The sequence below is a fragment of the Algoriphagus sp. 4150 genome (assembly GCF_031457395.1).
Lineage (GTDB): Bacteria > Bacteroidota > Bacteroidia > Cytophagales > Cyclobacteriaceae > Algoriphagus.
The window spans coordinates 413,635-431,175 of record NZ_JAVDWS010000002.1 but is presented as its reverse complement, the minus strand read 5'-3'; the positions used below and the strand labels follow the sequence as shown (position 1 = coordinate 431,175).

The 17,541-nt window shown below is 43.1% G+C and carries 15 protein-coding genes; 8 read left to right on the top strand and 7 right to left on the bottom strand.

Going from position 1 to position 17,541, the window contains the following annotated elements; translation table 11 throughout:
• Nucleotides 1-114: 114 nt before the first annotated feature.
• A complete protein-coding gene (locus J2X69_RS05160) occupies nucleotides 115-1,011 on the top strand; it encodes a UbiA family prenyltransferase (protein ID WP_310099485.1) in 897 nt (298 codons plus the stop codon).
• Here J2X69_RS05160 and J2X69_RS05155 read toward each other — a convergent pair.
• Nucleotides 1,008-2,123, bottom strand: a complete 1,116-nt coding sequence (locus J2X69_RS05155) for an NAD(P)/FAD-dependent oxidoreductase (protein WP_310099483.1) — start codon at nucleotides 2,121-2,123, stop codon at nucleotides 1,008-1,010. The two genes, J2X69_RS05160 and J2X69_RS05155, sit on opposite strands and share 4 nt — an antisense overlap.
• 107 nt (nucleotides 2,124-2,230) lie before the next feature.
• On the opposite strand from J2X69_RS05155, the gene J2X69_RS05150 reads away from it, so the two are divergent.
• Both J2X69_RS05150 and J2X69_RS05145 read left to right on the top strand, forming a co-directional pair.
• Nucleotides 2,231-4,756: a zinc-dependent metalloprotease gene (locus J2X69_RS05150; RefSeq protein ID WP_310099479.1), complete on the top strand. Its 2,526-nt coding sequence runs from the start codon at nucleotides 2,231-2,233 to the stop codon at nucleotides 4,754-4,756.
• A gap of 505 nt (nucleotides 4,757-5,261) precedes the next feature.
• Entirely contained in the window at nucleotides 5,262-5,669 is a 408-nt protein-coding gene (locus J2X69_RS05145; protein WP_310099476.1) for a transcriptional repressor, read from the top strand.
• Here the strand turns inward: J2X69_RS05145 and J2X69_RS05140 are convergent.
• Nucleotides 5,666-5,893 (bottom strand): hypothetical protein, encoded by a 228-nt coding sequence (locus J2X69_RS05140; protein WP_310099472.1) that lies wholly within the window; start codon nucleotides 5,891-5,893, stop codon nucleotides 5,666-5,668. The two genes, J2X69_RS05145 and J2X69_RS05140, sit on opposite strands and share 4 nt — an antisense overlap.
• 150 nt (nucleotides 5,894-6,043) lie before the next feature.
• Here J2X69_RS05140 and J2X69_RS05135 point away from each other — a divergent pair, with 150 nt between their 5' ends.
• Nucleotides 6,044-6,517 carry a YcxB family protein gene (locus J2X69_RS05135; protein ID WP_310099469.1) on the top strand — a complete coding sequence of 158 codons (474 nt, stop codon included), beginning with the start codon at nucleotides 6,044-6,046 and terminating at the stop codon, nucleotides 6,515-6,517.
• A 59-nt stretch (nucleotides 6,518-6,576) separates the two neighbouring features.
• Here J2X69_RS05135 and J2X69_RS05130 read toward each other — a convergent pair whose 3' ends face one another.
• Nucleotides 6,577-7,002 carry a hypothetical protein gene (locus J2X69_RS05130; protein ID WP_310099466.1) on the bottom strand — a complete coding sequence of 142 codons (426 nt, stop codon included), beginning with the start codon at nucleotides 7,000-7,002 and terminating at the stop codon, nucleotides 6,577-6,579.
• A 152-nt stretch (nucleotides 7,003-7,154) separates the two neighbouring features.
• Entirely contained in the window at nucleotides 7,155-10,313 is a 3,159-nt protein-coding gene (locus tag J2X69_RS05125) for a S41 family peptidase (RefSeq protein WP_310099463.1), read from the bottom strand.
• Between the two features lie 95 nt (nucleotides 10,314-10,408).
• Here J2X69_RS05125 and rlmH point away from each other — a divergent pair, with 95 nt between their 5' ends.
• Both rlmH and J2X69_RS05115 read left to right on the top strand, forming a co-directional pair.
• Entirely contained in the window at nucleotides 10,409-10,882 is a 474-nt protein-coding gene (rlmH, locus tag J2X69_RS05120; RefSeq protein ID WP_310099459.1) for a 23S rRNA (pseudouridine(1915)-N(3))-methyltransferase RlmH, read from the top strand.
• 993 nt (nucleotides 10,883-11,875) lie between these two features.
• Nucleotides 11,876-12,688, top strand: coding sequence for a hypothetical protein (locus tag J2X69_RS05115; RefSeq protein ID WP_310099456.1), 813 nt, complete (start codon nucleotides 11,876-11,878; stop codon nucleotides 12,686-12,688).
• 189 nt (nucleotides 12,689-12,877) lie between these two features.
• Here J2X69_RS05115 and J2X69_RS05110 read toward each other — a convergent pair whose 3' ends face one another.
• From J2X69_RS05110 to J2X69_RS05100, 3 genes are read right to left on the bottom strand one after another with little or no spacing between them, the layout of a single operon-like run.
• Complete coding sequence (locus tag J2X69_RS05110; protein ID WP_310099453.1) at nucleotides 12,878-13,393, bottom strand: FKBP-type peptidyl-prolyl cis-trans isomerase; 516 nt, start codon at nucleotides 13,391-13,393, stop codon at nucleotides 12,878-12,880.
• Between the two features lie 20 nt (nucleotides 13,394-13,413).
• Complete coding sequence (locus J2X69_RS05105; RefSeq protein WP_310099448.1) at nucleotides 13,414-15,099, bottom strand: capsule assembly Wzi family protein; 1,686 nt, start codon at nucleotides 15,097-15,099, stop codon at nucleotides 13,414-13,416.
• Nucleotides 15,100-15,122: 23 nt separating this feature from the next.
• Complete coding sequence (locus tag J2X69_RS05100; protein WP_310099445.1) at nucleotides 15,123-15,791, bottom strand: hypothetical protein; 669 nt, start codon at nucleotides 15,789-15,791, stop codon at nucleotides 15,123-15,125.
• Nucleotides 15,792-15,926: 135 nt separating this feature from the next.
• Here J2X69_RS05100 and wecB point away from each other — a divergent pair, with 135 nt between their 5' ends.
• Both wecB and J2X69_RS05090 read left to right on the top strand, forming a co-directional pair.
• Nucleotides 15,927-17,027 carry a non-hydrolyzing UDP-N-acetylglucosamine 2-epimerase gene (gene wecB, locus J2X69_RS05095; protein ID WP_310099441.1) on the top strand — a complete coding sequence of 367 codons (1,101 nt, stop codon included), beginning with the start codon at nucleotides 15,927-15,929 and terminating at the stop codon, nucleotides 17,025-17,027.
• A gap of 1 nt (nucleotide 17,028) precedes the next feature.
• Nucleotides 17,029-17,517: a cupin domain-containing protein gene (locus J2X69_RS05090; protein ID WP_310099438.1), complete on the top strand. Its 489-nt coding sequence runs from the start codon at nucleotides 17,029-17,031 to the stop codon at nucleotides 17,515-17,517.
• The last annotated feature ends 24 nt before the right edge of the window (nucleotides 17,518-17,541 follow it).

The following is a 17,541-nucleotide window of genomic DNA, read 5'->3' as shown; positions in this document are numbered from 1 at the left end:
TTGTTTCTCCCATTGCATATTCATTTGATCAAGTTAATTGATTATCTCTAAATTGGCTGAATGCTTGGTAACCATTCCACCCCAGAAAAGTTATAACCCAACCTTACTTAAGACATGATTTCCCTTTCCAGCCTCAAGCATTTACGGGTTCCTTTTTCGCTCTTTTTGATGCCCGTATTTTTCTTTGCTCTGGCACTTACTCCCAATCACAATGGATTAAGAATAGTATGGGTTTTCATTGCAATTCATCTGTTTCTATACCCATCAAGCAACGGGTACAACAGCTACTTTGACAAGGATGAGGAAAGCATAGGTGGGCTGAAGCATCCGCCAAAAGTCACCAAAGATCTCTATTGGCTTTCATTAATCTTTTTCCTCATAGCCATAGGTATTGGAGCGTCCATCAACTTCAGTTTCGCTCTTATGCTGCTGCTGTACGGATTGGTAAGCATGGCTTATTCACATCCTTCCATCCGTATCAAAAAGTACCCGTGGCTGAGTTGGTTTATTGCAGGGTTATTCCAGGGTTATTTCACCTTTGCGATGACCTATGCAGGACTCAGTAACTTGAGCTGGGAGGTATTAGTGAGACCTCATGTAGCGATTCCCGGGCTTTTGACGAGTTTGATGCTTTGGGGAAATTATCCTTTGACACAGGTATACCAGCACGGAGAAGACAGCAGAAGAGGTGACCGTACATTGAGTCTGGTTTTGGGCATCAAAGGCACTTTTCTCTTTTCTTCGATGGCTTTTATGATCACAGGGGCTGCTTTCGTATGGTTTTTTCTTGACAGAAATCAATCCCAAATCCTTTGGATTTATCTCGCAGCAATGATGCCCATAATGCTTTACTTTCTGACTTGGTTTAGCTTTATCCGATTGAATCCGATAAAATATGCAAATTATACTTGGGCGATGGGGATGAATTATTTCTCAGCAATGGCGCTCAATGCTTTCTTCATTTATTACTTTCTGCAAAACACCCAAATCCTTCAGGTACTAGGTCACTAAAACGGCTTCCCATGTGTGTTTTTTATAATCTGCTTTGCCACAAAAGGCACATGGAGGATTAGCTTTCTTGTGAAAACCGAAGCTTGTTTAGCACCGAAAAAACGCTGGACTTTACGCCCCAGCCATAGTCTTCTCTCAAAGAGTGCCTTCCAAGAGGATTCATACCTGAACTCAATCTCCCTTCTCGATCCTCCCGCTATAATAGACTCTGCAGCCAATTTACCCGACTGCATGGCCATTGCCATACCATTCCCACACAGTGGGGTAATTAAACCTGCCGAATCCCCCACCATAAGAATATGCTTCTCCACAGGTTTCTTTCGCTCAAAGTTAATCTCGTTGATCACCTCGGGCTTTTGGAAGAGAAACTCACTCTCGGTAAACAACTGCCTCAGGCGTGGGTTTTTCCACAGCACCTCTTTCTCCATTTCATTTATTGAGCCGTACATCCTGAGGTGCTCACGGTTGCCCATGTAGCATAAGTTTGCCTTGTCCTCCTCAATTGCATTAAGGCCACAATACCCTCCTTCGAAGTTATGCAGCGCTACGGTCTTTCTATCAGCCTCTGTTTTGATGTGATACTTCACTCCAATATAGGGACTCCTTTTTTCGATGAATTCCCGCTTCAATACTTTGTCAAGTTTAGATCTTTTTCCAAAGGCACCAATCACATAATCCCCTGTCAAAAACCCGCCGTCGGCCAGTTCCAACCGAAACTGATTTTCTTCTTCCTCATACACTACCGATTGTACCTGCACCCCGGTTTTCACTTCGCCCCCTTTTTCCAATACCTTCTGATAAAAATACTCATCCAGTACATAGCGACTGACACCAAATCCACCCAAATCCAATGGAATAGTTGCGGATTTTCCAGAGGTATCTGAAAACAGGAATGTGTTGATACGGGGAAATTCATAGTGCCCGGGAAGGAGATTTTCCCCGTTCATAAAATCAAGCACTTCATTAGAAAGGTATTCTCCGCAGACTCTATGAAAAGGATACTTCCGCTTTTCTATCAAGACAACCTCCTTCCCATTCTTCGCCAATAAGTACGCGGCTATCAGACCCGCCAATCCGCCTCCTACTACTAGAGTTTTAAGTTTATCGCTCACAAGCCCACCTTTAACTTTGTATATATACCGTTCATAAAAAAGGAATGATCCTTACAGATGCTTTCCGGAAATTCGCAATTTAGTAACTAATAAACCAACTATTAACTATGAGAAATACCCTACCCAAATTACTTAGGAGATTAAGTCTGATAGTAAGTGTAATGGGTGTCATGTTGTATTCTACGGATTCTTTTGCTCAGAAAAAGAAGAAAAAAGACTCCAAGAAAGAAACTGCTACACCGGATGCACCTACCAAACCAAAAGGTAATGAATCTGATCCAAAGCCCTACAATGAGGTAATCACAGCAAAGGCAAAATCAAAAGACGGGCTTTTCAAGGTTCACCAGATTGAAGATAAGTATTACTACGAGATTCCCGATTCACTACTGGGAAGAGATATGCTGATGGTCACTACTATTGCCAAAACTGCCGATGGTCTCGGCTATGGTGGTGAGCGTACGAACACGCTGATGCTTCGTTGGGAAAAGAACAACAATGCTATCCATCTGAAAGTTATCTCAGTCAATAACTATGCGGCAGATTCACTTCCAATTGCCTTGGCGGTAAAGAACTCCAACTTAGAACCATTGCTGCACAAATTTGCCATCAAATCCCTAGGCACAGATTCTACAGGAATTGTAATCGAAGCGACAGATCTATGGACTAAGGATGTACAAGCTTTGGGACTTCCCAAAGGACAACGGACCCAATACAAAGTCACCAGGTTGGACACAGACAGGTCGTATATAGACCATATCCATACCTACCCGATCAATATCGAAGCGAGGTATGTAATGACATACATTGCCAGCGAACCTCCATCAAACAGCTCTACGGGATCTATCACATTGGAAATGAATTCCTCTATGTTGCTTCTGCCAAAAGAGCCAATGAAACAGCGTCTGGGTGACAAGCGCGTGGGTTGGTTTAGCAGATCGATCGTGGATTATGGTGCTGATGCACAGAAAGCACAGCAACGAACCTTCCTTGACAGATGGAGACTGGAAGTGAAGGAGGAAGACATGGAGAAATTTAAGGCAGGTGAATTAGTTGAGCCGAAAAAACAAATCGTCTACTACATAGATCCCGCAACTCCCAAGCAGTGGATTCCTTACCTGATTGCAGGAGTGGAAGATTGGCAGGTGGCATTTGAAGAGGCGGGTTTTAAAAATGCTATTGTAGCCAAACTGGCACCAACTAAAGAAGAAGATCCTGACTGGAGTCCTGAAGATGCACGATATTCTGTGATCCGTTACTTCGCATCTGACATCCAGAATGCTTACGGCCCCCATGTATCTGATCCGAGATCTGGGGAAATCTTGGAATCCGATATCGGATGGTATCATAATGTGATGAACTTGCTGAGAAACTGGTTCTTCATCCAGACAGCTGCAATCAATCCTGAGGCACGCAGTGTGCAATTCAAAGACGAAGTAATGGGCAGATTAGTACGTTTTGTCTCTTCTCACGAGGTAGGTCACACGCTCGGACTTCCCCACAACTTCGCTTCCTCCTATGCCTATCCAGTGGAGAAACTCAGGGATGCTGAATTCACCAAAGCCATGGGAACGGCACCGTCTATCATGGATTATGCCCGATTCAATTACATCGCGCAGCCGGGTGACGAGGGCGTAAGCTTAATGCCCAATGTAGGCCCATATGACAAATATTCTATCGCATGGGGCTATAGACCTATCCCTGATGCCGCTACTCCTGAAGATGAATTGGAGACATTGGATCAGTGGATCTTGGAAAAGCAAGGTGATCCAATTTACAGATATGGACGTCAGGGAAATAATTACGACCCTACTGCCCAGAGTGAAGATCTGGGGGACAACTCCATGAAGGCCTCCGAATACGGTATAGCGAACTTGAAACGTATCATTCCAAACTTAATGGAATGGACTTCGGAGACAAATAAACCATTCAAAGATTTTGATGATCTGGAAGAAATGTATGGCCAAGTGGTGACGCAATTCAACAGATACATGGGTCATGTGAAAACCAACATAGGCGGTGTAGCTGAAGTATACAGAGCTACAGGACAGGATTTGCCGGTATACACGCACACTTCGAAAGACATACAGAAATCAGCTGTAGCATTCTTGAACTCAGAACTGTTCACTACACCGAAATGGTTAATGCAGGATGACATTTTTGCCAGAACGGAAGATTTTGGGGCTTTGGAAAGAATCAGGGGAGTACAGGCAAATACGTTGAATGTAGTGCTTGATATGGGAAGACTTGGTCGTGTGATCGAAAATGAAGCTCTAAATGGTAACCAAGCCTACAAAATCACTGAATTATTTGATGACTTGAGAAAAGGCATTTGGTCAGAACTTCCTACCGGTAAGACTATCGATGTGCATAGAAGAGCTTTGCAAAGAGCCTACATTGAACGTATGGAATACCTGATGACAAGTGATGAGCCTGCGGTCCCTGCTGCATACAGAAGGTATGTAGGCACTCAGATCAATGCTTCCCAATCGGACATCAGGCCAATGGCTAGAGGAGAATTGAAAATACTCCAAAGAGATATCAAATCCGCCATCTCCAGAACTTCGGACAGGATGTCTAAACTTCACTTGGAAGATGCATTGGAAAGAGTAAACGCTATTCTGGACCCCAAGTAAGAAAGGAAGAAAAGTTAATGTGATTATCCGCAATGATGCCAGTAGCCATATTTTCCTTGTTTTACTGGACGGAAGACCGAAGACAGGTGACCGAAATGGTCGCTCCGCTAGTATTTTCCGAATAGTATGACACCTTTCTTCCGTTACTGGCAAAGTAGCGAATAATCATAAAAATGAATAGACTAAATGGGCACCGGATCGGTGTCCATTTTTTTTGTTTAGTACTACTTTGGATAAGCGGATTCGATCCAAGTGAAGAACTTGAACTAGTTCTCACCATTGCGGAGCAATCCCGGGTTTTAAAAAAAATAATTGCGTTTTCGGCCAACTGTACGTAGGTTGTCGGCTTCAGTGATTGAGTTTCAAATTTGCCAGTTAGCCAAGCTGAGTTTTGTATTCAAAGAGCATCTAACTATTGCCACAAAACCGCTGAGCCTCCGCGTCTTTGCGAGAGAATATTCACATTGACTCAATTTTTGATTAATTTTGTTTGAAATACATGAATATGTCATCTCCTCTCTCTATACTTCAAAGTCATAAGCTGCGCATTACTGACTGTCGGCAAGAAATTATCCGTGAGTTTTTGGATAAGCAAATAGCTTTGGCACACTCTGATTTGGAAGAGTCATTGGACAGCCAGTTTGACCGTGTGACGATCTACCGTACATTGAAGACTTTTGTGGACAAAGACGTGGTACACAAGGTGCTCGATGATAGTGGAGCAACCAAATATGCGCTTTGCTCTCATGAAAAAGAACAGCATAACCATGAGCACGTGCACTTCAAATGTGAAACCTGCGGGGAAACTATCTGCCTGGAGTCTATAGTCCTTCCCAGTATCAAATTGCCTCAGGGTTTCAAAAAGAAGGAAATGAATCTATTGGTGCAGGGAATCTGCAATAAGTGCCACTAAACTTCCATCGGCTCGGGAATTCTTGATTTTGGAGAATCACTGGGCCACTGTACTCCCGGAGGCAAGTCTATCTTCGGAGGGGTAAAATCCTCCACGCCCCCATCCCCATCATCTTCACGGTTATTGCCCTTTTTTATGGAGTTTTTGGTCATGGTCGCCATGACGTATATCAGGATGACATAAGCCAAACCACAAAGAATCAAATCGATTACAAGACTGCTCATCGCTAAAAGTTTGATATAAGATAATTGAATACAAGATTTAAATCAATGGTAATGCCGATTTGTTTTCGAAGAAAGAACTTTTTTATGATTTAATCAGACTTGCTAATTCCCTAGGATAGGTGGATATTTGCGCTCTGAAATAGACAAGTGATGATAGTAAAAACAAAAAAATACCAACTCCCAACCGGCACTTATATCAAAATGGCTTTGGTCAATGTTTTGAAAGAGCAGTGGTGGGTAATCCCAATCGCTCTGGCGATCATGTGCGGCTATTTCTGGATTCCTTCGATTTGGTGGATAATTGGTGCATTGATAGCTTATGGCCTTTACGTGTTGTTCTGGGCGATTCAGTTTACAGGAGTAACACAGATGGAGCAAAACAAAGTGATTTTTGACAAGATGGCTTACGAGATCGACAGCCGTCAGATATTGATGAAGATCAACACCAAGCAAGGAATGCCCGTGCAGTGGAATATGATCAAAAATGCCGAGGTAAGAAAAGACGCGTATGTACTGTACATGTCCAAAGCCCAATTTATCCATCTTCCTTTCCGGATTTTCAACTCTGACAATGAGCGGAAATTTATGGAAACAATCTTAAAACGTAAGGAGTTGATCAAATAAGCACCTCCCCATTCTATAGCAAAAGCCTCCCACATTGGGGAGGCTTTTTGCATTAGTCACTAATAGGTGTAGATAATCCCTTGATCTGAATTCATAATATTAAGCCATACTTTATCTCCCTTTACTTTCAATTCCGAAATGTCGAAAACCACTTCTTTGGTAATGTAGGCCTCACACTCTTCTTCATTTTTAAGTGATAAAATCAAATTTCTTTGAGGAGGATTAGAATACATTAAAGCTCCGGAATCTATCAGCTTTACTTCCCAGCTTTCCCCATCACACCCACTTGCACTAAAATTTATGATCAGAAAATCTCTTTTTACCTCCAGAGAATTTATCACCAATCCACCAGCGAAAGCGGAATTATAGGCTTCTATATCTACCAATACCTTTGAATCAACTATTGGAAGACCATCATCTTCTGCGCAGGACAAAAGCTGAAAGCAGGCAAGCAACATCACCAGTCGAAATAGACTTTTCTTCATAGTTTCATTTTTCATCCTAAACGAAGCTAACCTACCAAGCGCTACAAAAGCTCCATATTGAGCGCTAGTACATACACTCATCTATATTTCACATTAGCCATTTGAAATTCAGCGACTTAAGCCGGTTACCAAATTAGTAACCCAACCCCATTTCATTCTATCTTCTCCATTATCACCTCTATCGCCCTATCCAGCTGCTTCTGGTTGCCTTCAAGTCTATCCACAAATCCTTCTTCCACTCGAATATCAGGCTCTACACCGTCCTTTTCCAGATTTCTACCATCCAGCGTGTAGCATCCCCAAGCCGGAAGTCTGTAAAATGACCCGTCCACCAAGCCCTGTCCCGAAGTGAAAATAATCCAGCGATAGGTTTCGGTACCTACAATTGTCCCCAGTCCCAATTCCTTGAAACCTGCCGCGGTCATCTCCGCATCCGAAAGCGATTGCTCATTGATTAGGAGTACAATTGGTTTGTCTGCCGGAGAGAAATTCGGCTGGTTCGTCAGCTTACCATCACGGTATTTCCATTGCAGATAGCTCTTCTGACTAAGAAACTGTAGCACTTTATCGTGGACATTTCCTCCGGTATTATAGCGCAAATCCAGGATAAGGCCTTCCCGATTACCTTTCATAGAGACCATTTTCTCCAGAAAATGCTGCAACTCACCTCCACCCATATTCTTCATGTGGATGTATGAGATTTTATCCCCAGACTTTCCGTCCACGTAGGCTTCATTTTGATCCATCCATTCATCGTAAAGCCAAGTTTTCATTTCTCCAGTGGAGGCTGGATGAACTTTCAACGTAACTTCCTCACCCTTTCTGTCAAAAGTCAATGTCAGTTCCTCTGCCATGGTCGGCACCGCAAAATATTGTTCCCTATTCAGATTTGGGTCGATTTTCACTCCATTTACCGCCAACAATCGATCTCCCGGCATCACCGGAATAGGTTCAAGATCGGCAGGGCTGTGCTTCAAAACACGGTTGACCGTATATGGCTTGTCCTCTTCAAAGACTATCCCCGCATTCATCGAGCGTGTACCGAAGTACCCCTTCTCCTCTTCGCCATAGGAGTTAAAACCAAAATGAGAGGTGTTTAACTCGCCAAGCATATCATTGAAAATAGTGCGGAGGTTCTCACGGCTGGTTACGTATGGTAAAAACTCAGCATAGCGATCACGTAACTCCTCCCAATTTTCCCCATGAAAATCGCCATCATAGAAATTTTGCTCCATTCCTGCCCATGCCTCATAGTACATCTGCTCAAACTCGTCTCCTAGCTTCTTGTCAAATGCCTGAGAGATCTTGATCTCCTCTGCCTTGTTGCTTGCCGGATCGAGCGTATGCACTTTCCCTCCTGCCAATAGATACACCTTATCTTTAACCTCTATCAGGTCAAAGCCGTAGATTCCGTCATCACTGACTTTCTCCGTTTTGGTTTTTTCAAAATCCTCCAAGGTAGTCTTCCACAATTTGGAATCTCCCTGATCATGATTTGAGGTATAGAAGACCCATGTTTTGTCCTCTTTTTGATGAACCATAGGGCTGGACTGCTGCCCAAATGACGGGCCTATCAGTTCCAATCTATCCATTAAGTCCCCCGGGGTGATCTTTACTTTCGGAGAAGGCTTATCTTCCTTTTCCTTGCTCTCTTTTTCCTTATCTTCTTTTTTCTTTTTGTCATCGGTTGACTCTTCTTTGAATAGCTCTGTCACCTTATCCGACTTGAATAGCTCCGCAAACTTATCCAGCTTCATCCGGTAAATATGCGCATCAGTGGTTCCGTAAGGATAACTCGCATGGGTACGGTCTGTAGAAAAGTAAATGTACTTCCCATCCGGCGACCAATAAGGGGAAGTCTCAGTTACGAATGTCTCAGTTAAATTAATTGTTTTCTTAGTCGGTCTATGGTAGACAAAAACCTCCCGTTCGAAATTCCGGATTGGACTGAAAACCACGTATTCATCATCCGGAGATAGGTAAGCATTAGGTGTATAAAGCCCCCATAACTCATCTTCGACGAGTGTTTTGCTAATCATTGTTTTGAGATCTATCTCACGCACTTCACTTCTTCCACCTATGTAAACCCCAAGTGTTCGATCCTTATTCAAAGTCAGTTGACGATTCTTGAATTTATCATCAGTCAATTGCTTCTCCTCTTTGGGATTTTGGGCTGAGATAGTGAACCAATTGTGATATCCCTTGACCGTACGTGAATAAATAAGTGTTTTATTGTCTGCCAGCCACTTCACTTCTCCCACAGCTTCTTTTGGATCTGTAGGGATTTTCTGCACAAATTTCCCTTTTACATCTGAGATAAAAAGTACACCCCGGGACACAAAAGCCATCTTATTTCCATCAGGCGACACATCAAAATTGGCAATATTTCCGGCTACCTGCCGCGTGAGCTCCTTTTGGAGTGTTTGGTTTTGATAGATAGAAATGGTCGGCTGAGAGGTGCTGCCTGTTGCTACATCATAGACAAAAACCTGATAATCCTTTCGGAAGACAATTTTCTCACCATTTGCGCTCACCTTTGGCCACATGATGGAAGTCGGGAAGTCTGTCAGCTGTGTTTTGGCAGTTCCCTTAAATGTGTATAAGTTATATTCTCCGTTGGCCTCATCGGATTGAAAATACACGTTCCCATTTTGATCTATGGTCGCTCCAAAGTCCTTCCCTTCGTAGTCTGTATACTGCGAAAACTTCTTCGTCACCGGATTGTAAGACTTAATATCGGGGTTGTATTCTCCTTTGTAGCGTTTTCTGTGAGCAAAATTCTTGCTTTCCCATGTTTCGTTGAAGTAAATTTCCCCTGTATTGGGCTGGACCACCGCTCCGTGAATGGTATTGAAATAATGTGGAAAAAGTCGCTTTGGTGTAGAACCGGTTAGCTCGATTTCATAGGTCGAAAAGTTATTGTAGCGATTGGAAGTAAAATAAATCTTATCACTCTCCCAGCTCCAGGACTCCACTTCATCTGCCGCCTCATGGAATGTCAATTGCCGTATTTCCCCACCCTCCATCGGCATCAGAAAAATGTCTTTGTTGCCATACTGCTCGGAGGTGAATGCCAGCCATTTTCCATCAGGGGAGACCGCAGGTCTACTCTCAATTCCTTCCATAGCCGTCAATCGCAGGGAAGATCCTCCCTCTACAGGAACTTTCCAAAGATCTCCTTCGAAGCTGAAAACAATCTCCTTGGCGTCTGGAGTCAGTGTAGGATCAAGAATAAAAAACGGAGCCGAGGATTGGGCAAATCCTAAATTTGCTCCGCAGAAAAGTGTGAGAGCAGTAATAAATTTTCTCATATGTCGGGGTTCTATATATTAGTAGGAGGAAATTAAGTTTATTCTCTGAAATAGGAAAGGGAAAACAGTACGGTCAGTATTTCTTATTTTTGGGGATGACTATCAAACTGATCGCAATCGGCAAGACTGACAATAAAGCCATCCTTTCTCTGATAGAGGAATACAGCAAGCGTCTGAATTTTTACATCAAGTTTGAATTTGAAGTTATTCCTGATCTCAAAAGTACCAAGTCACTTTCAGAAACACTTCAAAAAGAAAAAGAAGGAGAGTTGATCTTGAAAAAGCTAGTTCCCTCAGATGATCTTATCTTACTGGATGAACGTGGAAAAAGTTACAGTTCGATGGATTTCTCCCAATTCCTTCAGAAGAAAATGAATTCAGGCTTGAAACAGCTTATTTTCGTCATTGGTGGGCCCTATGGTTTTTCTGAGGAGGTTTATGCAAGGGCAAACGGCAAACTGTCCATCTCCAAAATGACTTTTTCACATCAGATGATCCGCCCCTTTTTCATCGAGCAACTCTACCGGGGATTTACTATTCTGCGAAACGAACCCTATCATCACGAATAGGGCGTATTTAGTTAACAGTTAAAAAAGAGGTTAAGGGTTAAAAAGGTTAAAGGTTCATCTGTAGTGTGGGGATAGAATTTAGATTGATTTATCCCCAAACCCTTGCCGAAGCCCGTGTCATCACGGACTGCTTCAGTCCGTCCGTGGCGACACGAACGGTGGCGGAGACAAAGCAATGCCGTAGGCATGGAAGATTTGTAACTTGTCCGCCGTGGCGGAGCCTAGGGTTCCAACCCTGCAACCGAAACTCCAAGAGTGATAATACGCTCTTTTGTGCGGAGACGAGCGGAGCTCCCCCTTCTACTCATACACTACTATGGAAAATCATCCTTGTCAAAGGGGGCTAGGGGGATTTTGAGTAGATTTTCTCGGGATGTATTCTATCCATCCTCAATTTCCCTATTGAACCGTATCGGTAGTATGAGGTAATTCTTTTCTGTCCTTTTGGCTTGGCCCAAAAGGACCCCGCCACGTCGGGCGGGCAAAAACCCAAGACGCCAGCAATCTTCCGCCCACATACCGTAGGCAAGTACTAAAGGCATCGCAAATCCACGCCGTTCGTGATGACACGAATAGTTAGTGACGGAGCCCCCACACTAAACCAAGGTGTTAAAAAAAGAGGTTAAGGGTTAAAAAGGTTAAAAGTTCATCTGTAGTGTGTGGAGAGAATTTAGATTGATCTATGCCCGATTTCCGTAGAAATGAAGCAATGCCGTAGGCATGGCAGATTTGTAGCACCGGGTTTCAACCCGGTGTAAAAAAGATCAACGACCATTGTCTCCTGGCCACAGATTTTGTGGGATATGGGAGTTAAGTACAGGAGGATGGAAAATTAAAATAATTGAATAGTGATCTGTGGAGAGAAGAGAGGTTAACAACCGACCCTAGATTTCCCCAATGTTAAGTTTTTAACGACCATGTATTTTAATATTACCAAATTGTTAACTTTAAGAGTCATTGATCGTATGTTTAGTAACATTAGCTTCATTCAAGGTGAAAAAAGCGCTCCTCACATATATCCTTCTATCCACCATAGGCCTCCATGCTATGGCTCAGAATGCTATTGAGACACTACGCTTTGACAGCAATTCGGAAAAGGAGCTGTGGATGACCGGGCAAGCGAATCCCTATTTTTTATTTAGAGCAGTTCAGGCAGAAAGTGCTCCTTCTGACCAAAAATGGAATGATTTAGTAGCTGAATTGGATCAAAAATTCCATAAAAAAGGAACACACATCAGTCTACTTCGCCAACTCTTCCAGAAATCCCACCAGCATCTCTTCAAGACCTATGAGCAACATGCTACATTCAATGATATGCTTGGCATAGGCTTATACGATTGTGTAAGCGCATCTGCCGCTCTGGCGTTACTTTTGGATCGTTACGATTTTGATTACAAAGTCGTCGAGACAGATTTTCACGTTTTTATCGTGGTGAATCATGAAGACAAAGACATCATATTGGAAAGTACTCTTCCTATTGGCGGAATGATCACCGCACCCTCGGAAGTGGCTTCTTATCTCGAAGGATATAAAGCGGATGATTCGATGCGGCCCAAGTCGTTCAATCAACGGTTGGGGGCACCAAAAGTGGATTTATCAGACAACACCATTTTTAGAAAAGTTAATCTTACTCAATTGGCGGGTTTACAATACTACAATGATGCGATCTCACATTTCAATGAGCAAAGCTTTGAAAAAGCTTCCGTACAATTAGATAAAGCATTGAAACTTTACAACTCCGGACGTATAGAAGGGCTGAAAGCTCTTGCGGAAGAGCAGGCGTCTTTATTGGCTAGTTCAAATTAGAAAAACACTCCGCTTAAGGAAGTCTAAAATCCCCGAAAACAATCAGGCGGTTATCCATATACTCTTGCCTCAGGTATTAATCCATCCCCATTCGCAGTTGGAGTGAATTGATCCTTAAACCCCATTCTACCTTGCATCCCGGCGCAAATAAAACAAATGCCCTATTCGGCGAACAGGGCATTTGCCTTCTTAGTGGTGATGATGTCCATCCGGACCGTGGGCATGTCCATGCTCAAGTTCTTCGGGTAGTGCATCACGCACAGCAATAATTTTGCCTTCAAAGAACAAATCATATCCTGCCAGCGGTGGATTGAAGTCCATATGAACTCCTTTGTAATCAATTTTGATAATCTCTCCGCGAATCTGACCGCCCTTACTATCCTGCATAGGGATTACGTTGCCTATTCGAAGTAGCTCTTTATTCTTCTTCCCATTTTCTTTAAAATTAGCTTTTGGAATAATGGTTTTTTTCTCTTCAATATAATCTCCATACGCATCATCAAAATCTAAAAACACTGAAAAGGTCTCTCCCTCAGATTTGCCCAGCAACGCCTCTTCAAATTTGGGAAACACCTCTCCTGCATTGTATAAAAAATAAAAAGGTTTATCCTCAGGCACCTTTTCATAGGGGACCATTCCAGTCTCTCCATTGTCAACCTTTAGGTCATAGCACACCGCTACTACCTTACTCTTTTCTACTTTCATATTTCTGTTGAGTTTAACTCCTATTGGAAAATATACGCTAGCCCCACCTGACCTACAAAATTCTTGCGGTCATATCCCGGAACCCAGAAGTTGTCCGGATTATTTTCCAGAAACCACTTATAGTTCAAGGTATTTACATATTGCAAGCGGGCGTTCAGCAAAATGTTCCCACACTTCCAATCCCCGATCAGTGAGGGCACAAGATCGATGTATTTGTTTCTCCAGTCTTTGGACTCCTCATATCTATAATAATAGTAATCATTATTGTAAACGATACGCTCCATCTGAAATCCAATTCTATTCAAGCTATTTACCCAAGCCAATTCCAGAAAGATCACATTACTAGCCGGACCATTTCCTGCTCCCAGCACTTGGCCGTTGTGTGTATAGCCGTCTACTACGTGATCATGCACGTACCAAGTCTTAAGCCCCCGAATATCTTCTCTGATTGTCTGGCCTGTCTGGGTTATTTCCGAAGAGAGCTGGAAATAATGGCCTGCTTTCCTTAAGCTCATCAGATGAGAGATTCCAAATGTAAATGCGCGTCCGGACTCCGGTGAAGTCATAAAATCATTGAGTTTTCTATCGTTGTCCCGTGTCCCAAATTCCCCGTAGAATTCGAAATGCCCCTCAGGACTAAACCATCTGAAAAACCCGGAACTAAACTGCTGCCTCTTTTCCTGAATAGGATCTACGATATTCTGGGCTTTTTTCCTTCCATTGAAAATGGGGAGAACATCCCCCAAACCGGAAATATCATGTCGGTAAACCTGACTGGTAGAAGCATATCCGAGAAACAAACCCGGAACCCATTTAGGCTGATAGGTCAAGATCATCCCAGACAAAAACCGTCTATTATCTTCCGGTCCCGGAATCAACACACTGTTTCCCTGAACCCTGTAATTTGGCCAAGGGGGTAAAAAGCCTGAAGATTCCAAGAAACCTCCTATCACTTGCCCTTCAAAAGAACCTATTTTGGTGCTGACAGGCTTTCGTGTATTTGCCGTGAAGTGGATAAATCCGGGAGCATTATTTCCCAGCAAGAGAGAGTTCCTCCTTCCAGGCCCCCACCACAAATTCTCGGAGGAAACACCTATTGAGTACTCCTTGAAATTAAAGCGGACACTGGATTGACCTAAGTATCCCCGGATATATGCAGAACTGCCAAATCTCTCCGGCATGTCAATACGATTCATATAATCATAATAGAACAATATACTTAACCCATGTTCTATCGGAAACCCGTTGTACTGTTGATTCTGAGCCATCAGCAACTCAGGCTGAAACTGCACACTTAAAGGCCCATATTCCAAGTACGCCCCAGGACTTAGAATAGTCTGAATACCGCGATTGGGAATAAAAGCCCCATCATTGACTCCAAAAGCATAGGTAGAATTGTACTGAAATTTGGCTATTGCCGGCAGCATCAAAAACTTTCCTTTATCGTCCTTGCCGAAAACTTTATGGACAGTAGTCCGGTTCATGTCCACCACGGAGCTGTCAAGATCAAACCCGTATTTGATTCCAAAAGCAGCTACCGGATAAAGTGGTCTGACCATAAATGAAGAAGCAGAATCGATGTTTCCAAGTAATTGGGCTCGTCTCAAGTAATCATCCAACACCGGAGTACCCACAGGCACTGTCTGCGCCGATGAATAATGACTCCCCAAAAGGAACAGCAACAAAGCTCCAAAACAGCTATTCAAAAATCTCCTTGTCTTCATCATACTCATTTCAAGGTAAGGGCTTGGACGGTTATTCCTGCGAGAGACCAAGACTCATCACATGCAGGATCAGGGGAATCATCCGCCATCAAATCTGAATCCATATAAATTCTGGCGCTTGATCCATTATGCTCAATTATTTTCGAAATACTGTACCGCGTTGTGTAATTAGGGTTTGCAGCATATAGACAAAGACCGGGCATATTGGTTTGTCGTGCACCTGTTTTTGGTTTGTTTACCTTGGAAAAGGTATCAGGATACGACTGATAAAGGCAATAAATAGAGTCACATGGGGTGTTGGAAAAAGAAGTTCTGAAAATCTCTTCTTTATCCACTCCAAAAAACCACAGGTCAGGTCCATTTACCCCATCCGAAGTATTACCCTCCCAAGCATCATGGACCAGAATCTCCATGGTAATCTTCAAAAGATTATGGGAAGGAAGCCCAGTGAGATTGAGCGCTACTTCTTCATTGTGATAGTTCCCCATTACAGTATCATTTTCGAAGACTAGAAATCTACCATTCTCAAATCCTTCCGGATTCAAATCAGAGAAATCATTGGCATAGACGACAACTTCTGACTCAAGCGTATCCGCACATGAGAAAAATGTACTGACGGCCACGAGCAGTAAGAGAAGGGGGGGTAACCTTTTTGACCAAATATTGCAATCCATCTAATTCAGTTAGTTAAGAAAATTTAATCCTGCAAAGGAAAAAAAGAAGCCAAACAAACACACCAAAAGAACGCTATTTTTATCGAAAGTCACCAAAAGGATTTGTTATTTTTGATTCGATTATAAAACGAAGCAATGGCTACTTTTACCATCGTCGCAGGTGCACGACCCAATTTCATGAAAATTGCGCCTATTATTCACCAATTTATCAAAAAACAGCAGGATAGGATTCCGGTGAAATTCCGACTGGTCCATACCGGGCAGCATTACGACAAAAAGATGTCGGGGGATTTTTTTGAGCAACTGAATATCCCCGATCCCCATGCAAATCTGGGAGGTGGCGGCGGTACCCAAGCAGAACAAACTGCTGCAATCATGATTGCCTTCGAGAAAGAGCTGCTGGAAAACCGCCCCGATCTCGTATTGGTGGTAGGAGATGTGACAAGTACGTTAGCCTGCTCCATCACAGCCAAAAAACTTCAGATTGATGTTGCCCACGTAGAAGGGGGGATTCGTTCAGGTGACTTGACCATGCCTGAAGAGATCAACAGAATGGTTACAGACAGCATCACGGATCACTTTTTTACAACTTCTGAAATTGCCAACGCAAACCTTCGAAAAGGTGGTTTTGCGGAGGAAAAGATTCACTTCGTAGGCAATACAATGATCGATACCCTTATGGCCCAGATGCCTAGGTTTCGTAAACCCGAAGGTGAAGTATTTGACAAACTAGTGTCAGGACAATATTTCGTCTTGACCATGCATCGCCCCGCGAATGTGGATCAAGAGCATACACTCAAAGCCATGATCGATGCCATTTTGGAAGGGGTTGAAGGATTTCCAATCATTTTTCCGGTTCATCCAAGGACTGCCAATAACCTGCAATCACTCGGTATAGATGCCCCTAACCTGTACATGAGTGATCCGTTGGGCTATTTGGAATTCAATTATCTCGTGAAAAAAGCCAAGGGTGTAATTACCGATTCGGGGGGAATCACGGAGGAAGCTTCTGTGATGAATGTGCCCTGTATCACCCTTCGGGATAATACCGAGCGGGCAGAAACCATACATCTCGGCACCAATGAACTTGTAGGGACAGATCCGGCCAAGCTAAAGCCGTATTTGGAAAAAATCATGAACGGTGAGTGGAAGCAATACCAGGGGATACCGCTTTGGGATGGGAAAGCCGCCGAACGTATTGTGGATATTTTGATAAATGCATACCCAGCCGACTAAAATGGATATAAAAGACAGAATAGCTTTCTTGGTAGAAAAATTACAGCTTAGTCCTCATCCAGAGGGCGGATTTTACTCAGAGACGTATCGATCCGGAGATCGCATAAGTACAGATTCGGGCAAAAGAAACTTAACTACTGCCATTTACTTTCTACTTACCTCCGAAAACGTGTCCAAATTCCATCGCATCAAAAGTGATGAGCTTTGGTTTTTTCACGAAGGAAGTAATTTGACCATCCATACCCTGACCGAAGTAGGTCATCAGCAGTACTCACTTGGATATCCTTCTAGTAATGCTAAAACTGTTCCCCAGCATTTGGTGCCTGCAAATACTATCTTCGGAAGTACGGTGGATGAACCGAATAGTTATGCTTTAGTTTCCTGTGTAGTAGCTCCAGGATTTGATTTTAGGGATTTTGAGCTTTTTTCCTATAATGATTTAACTATACCATTTCCTGATTACGAGTCCATTATCAGACGATTAACTTAGGCACTCAAAAAACGTTCTTAACCA

Coding starts and splice junctions, on each gene's coding strand:
- J2X69_RS05135 (WP_310099469.1), top strand. CDS start 6,044: ATGATAGTAAAAACAAAAAAATACCAACTCCCAACCGGCACTTATATC.
- J2X69_RS05140 (WP_310099472.1), bottom strand. CDS start 5,893: ATGAGCAGTCTTGTAATCGATTTGATTCTTTGTGGTTTGGCTTATGTC.
- J2X69_RS05125 (WP_310099463.1), bottom strand. CDS start 10,313: ATGAGAAAATTTATTACTGCTCTCACACTTTTCTGCGGAGCAAATTTA.
- J2X69_RS05100 (WP_310099445.1), bottom strand. CDS start 15,791: ATGGATTGCAATATTTGGTCAAAAAGGTTACCCCCCCTTCTCTTACTG.
- J2X69_RS05160 (WP_310099485.1), top strand. CDS start 115: ATGATTTCCCTTTCCAGCCTCAAGCATTTACGGGTTCCTTTTTCGCTC.
- J2X69_RS05150 (WP_310099479.1), top strand. CDS start 2,231: ATGAGAAATACCCTACCCAAATTACTTAGGAGATTAAGTCTGATAGTA.
- J2X69_RS05090 (WP_310099438.1), top strand. CDS start 17,029: ATGGATATAAAAGACAGAATAGCTTTCTTGGTAGAAAAATTACAGCTT.
- rlmH (WP_310099459.1), top strand. CDS start 10,409: ATGACTATCAAACTGATCGCAATCGGCAAGACTGACAATAAAGCCATC.
- J2X69_RS05110 (WP_310099453.1), bottom strand. CDS start 13,393: ATGAAAGTAGAAAAGAGTAAGGTAGTAGCGGTGTGCTATGACCTAAAG.
- J2X69_RS05145 (WP_310099476.1), top strand. CDS start 5,262: ATGTCATCTCCTCTCTCTATACTTCAAAGTCATAAGCTGCGCATTACT.
- wecB (WP_310099441.1), top strand. CDS start 15,927: ATGGCTACTTTTACCATCGTCGCAGGTGCACGACCCAATTTCATGAAA.
- J2X69_RS05130 (WP_310099466.1), bottom strand. CDS start 7,002: ATGAAGAAAAGTCTATTTCGACTGGTGATGTTGCTTGCCTGCTTTCAG.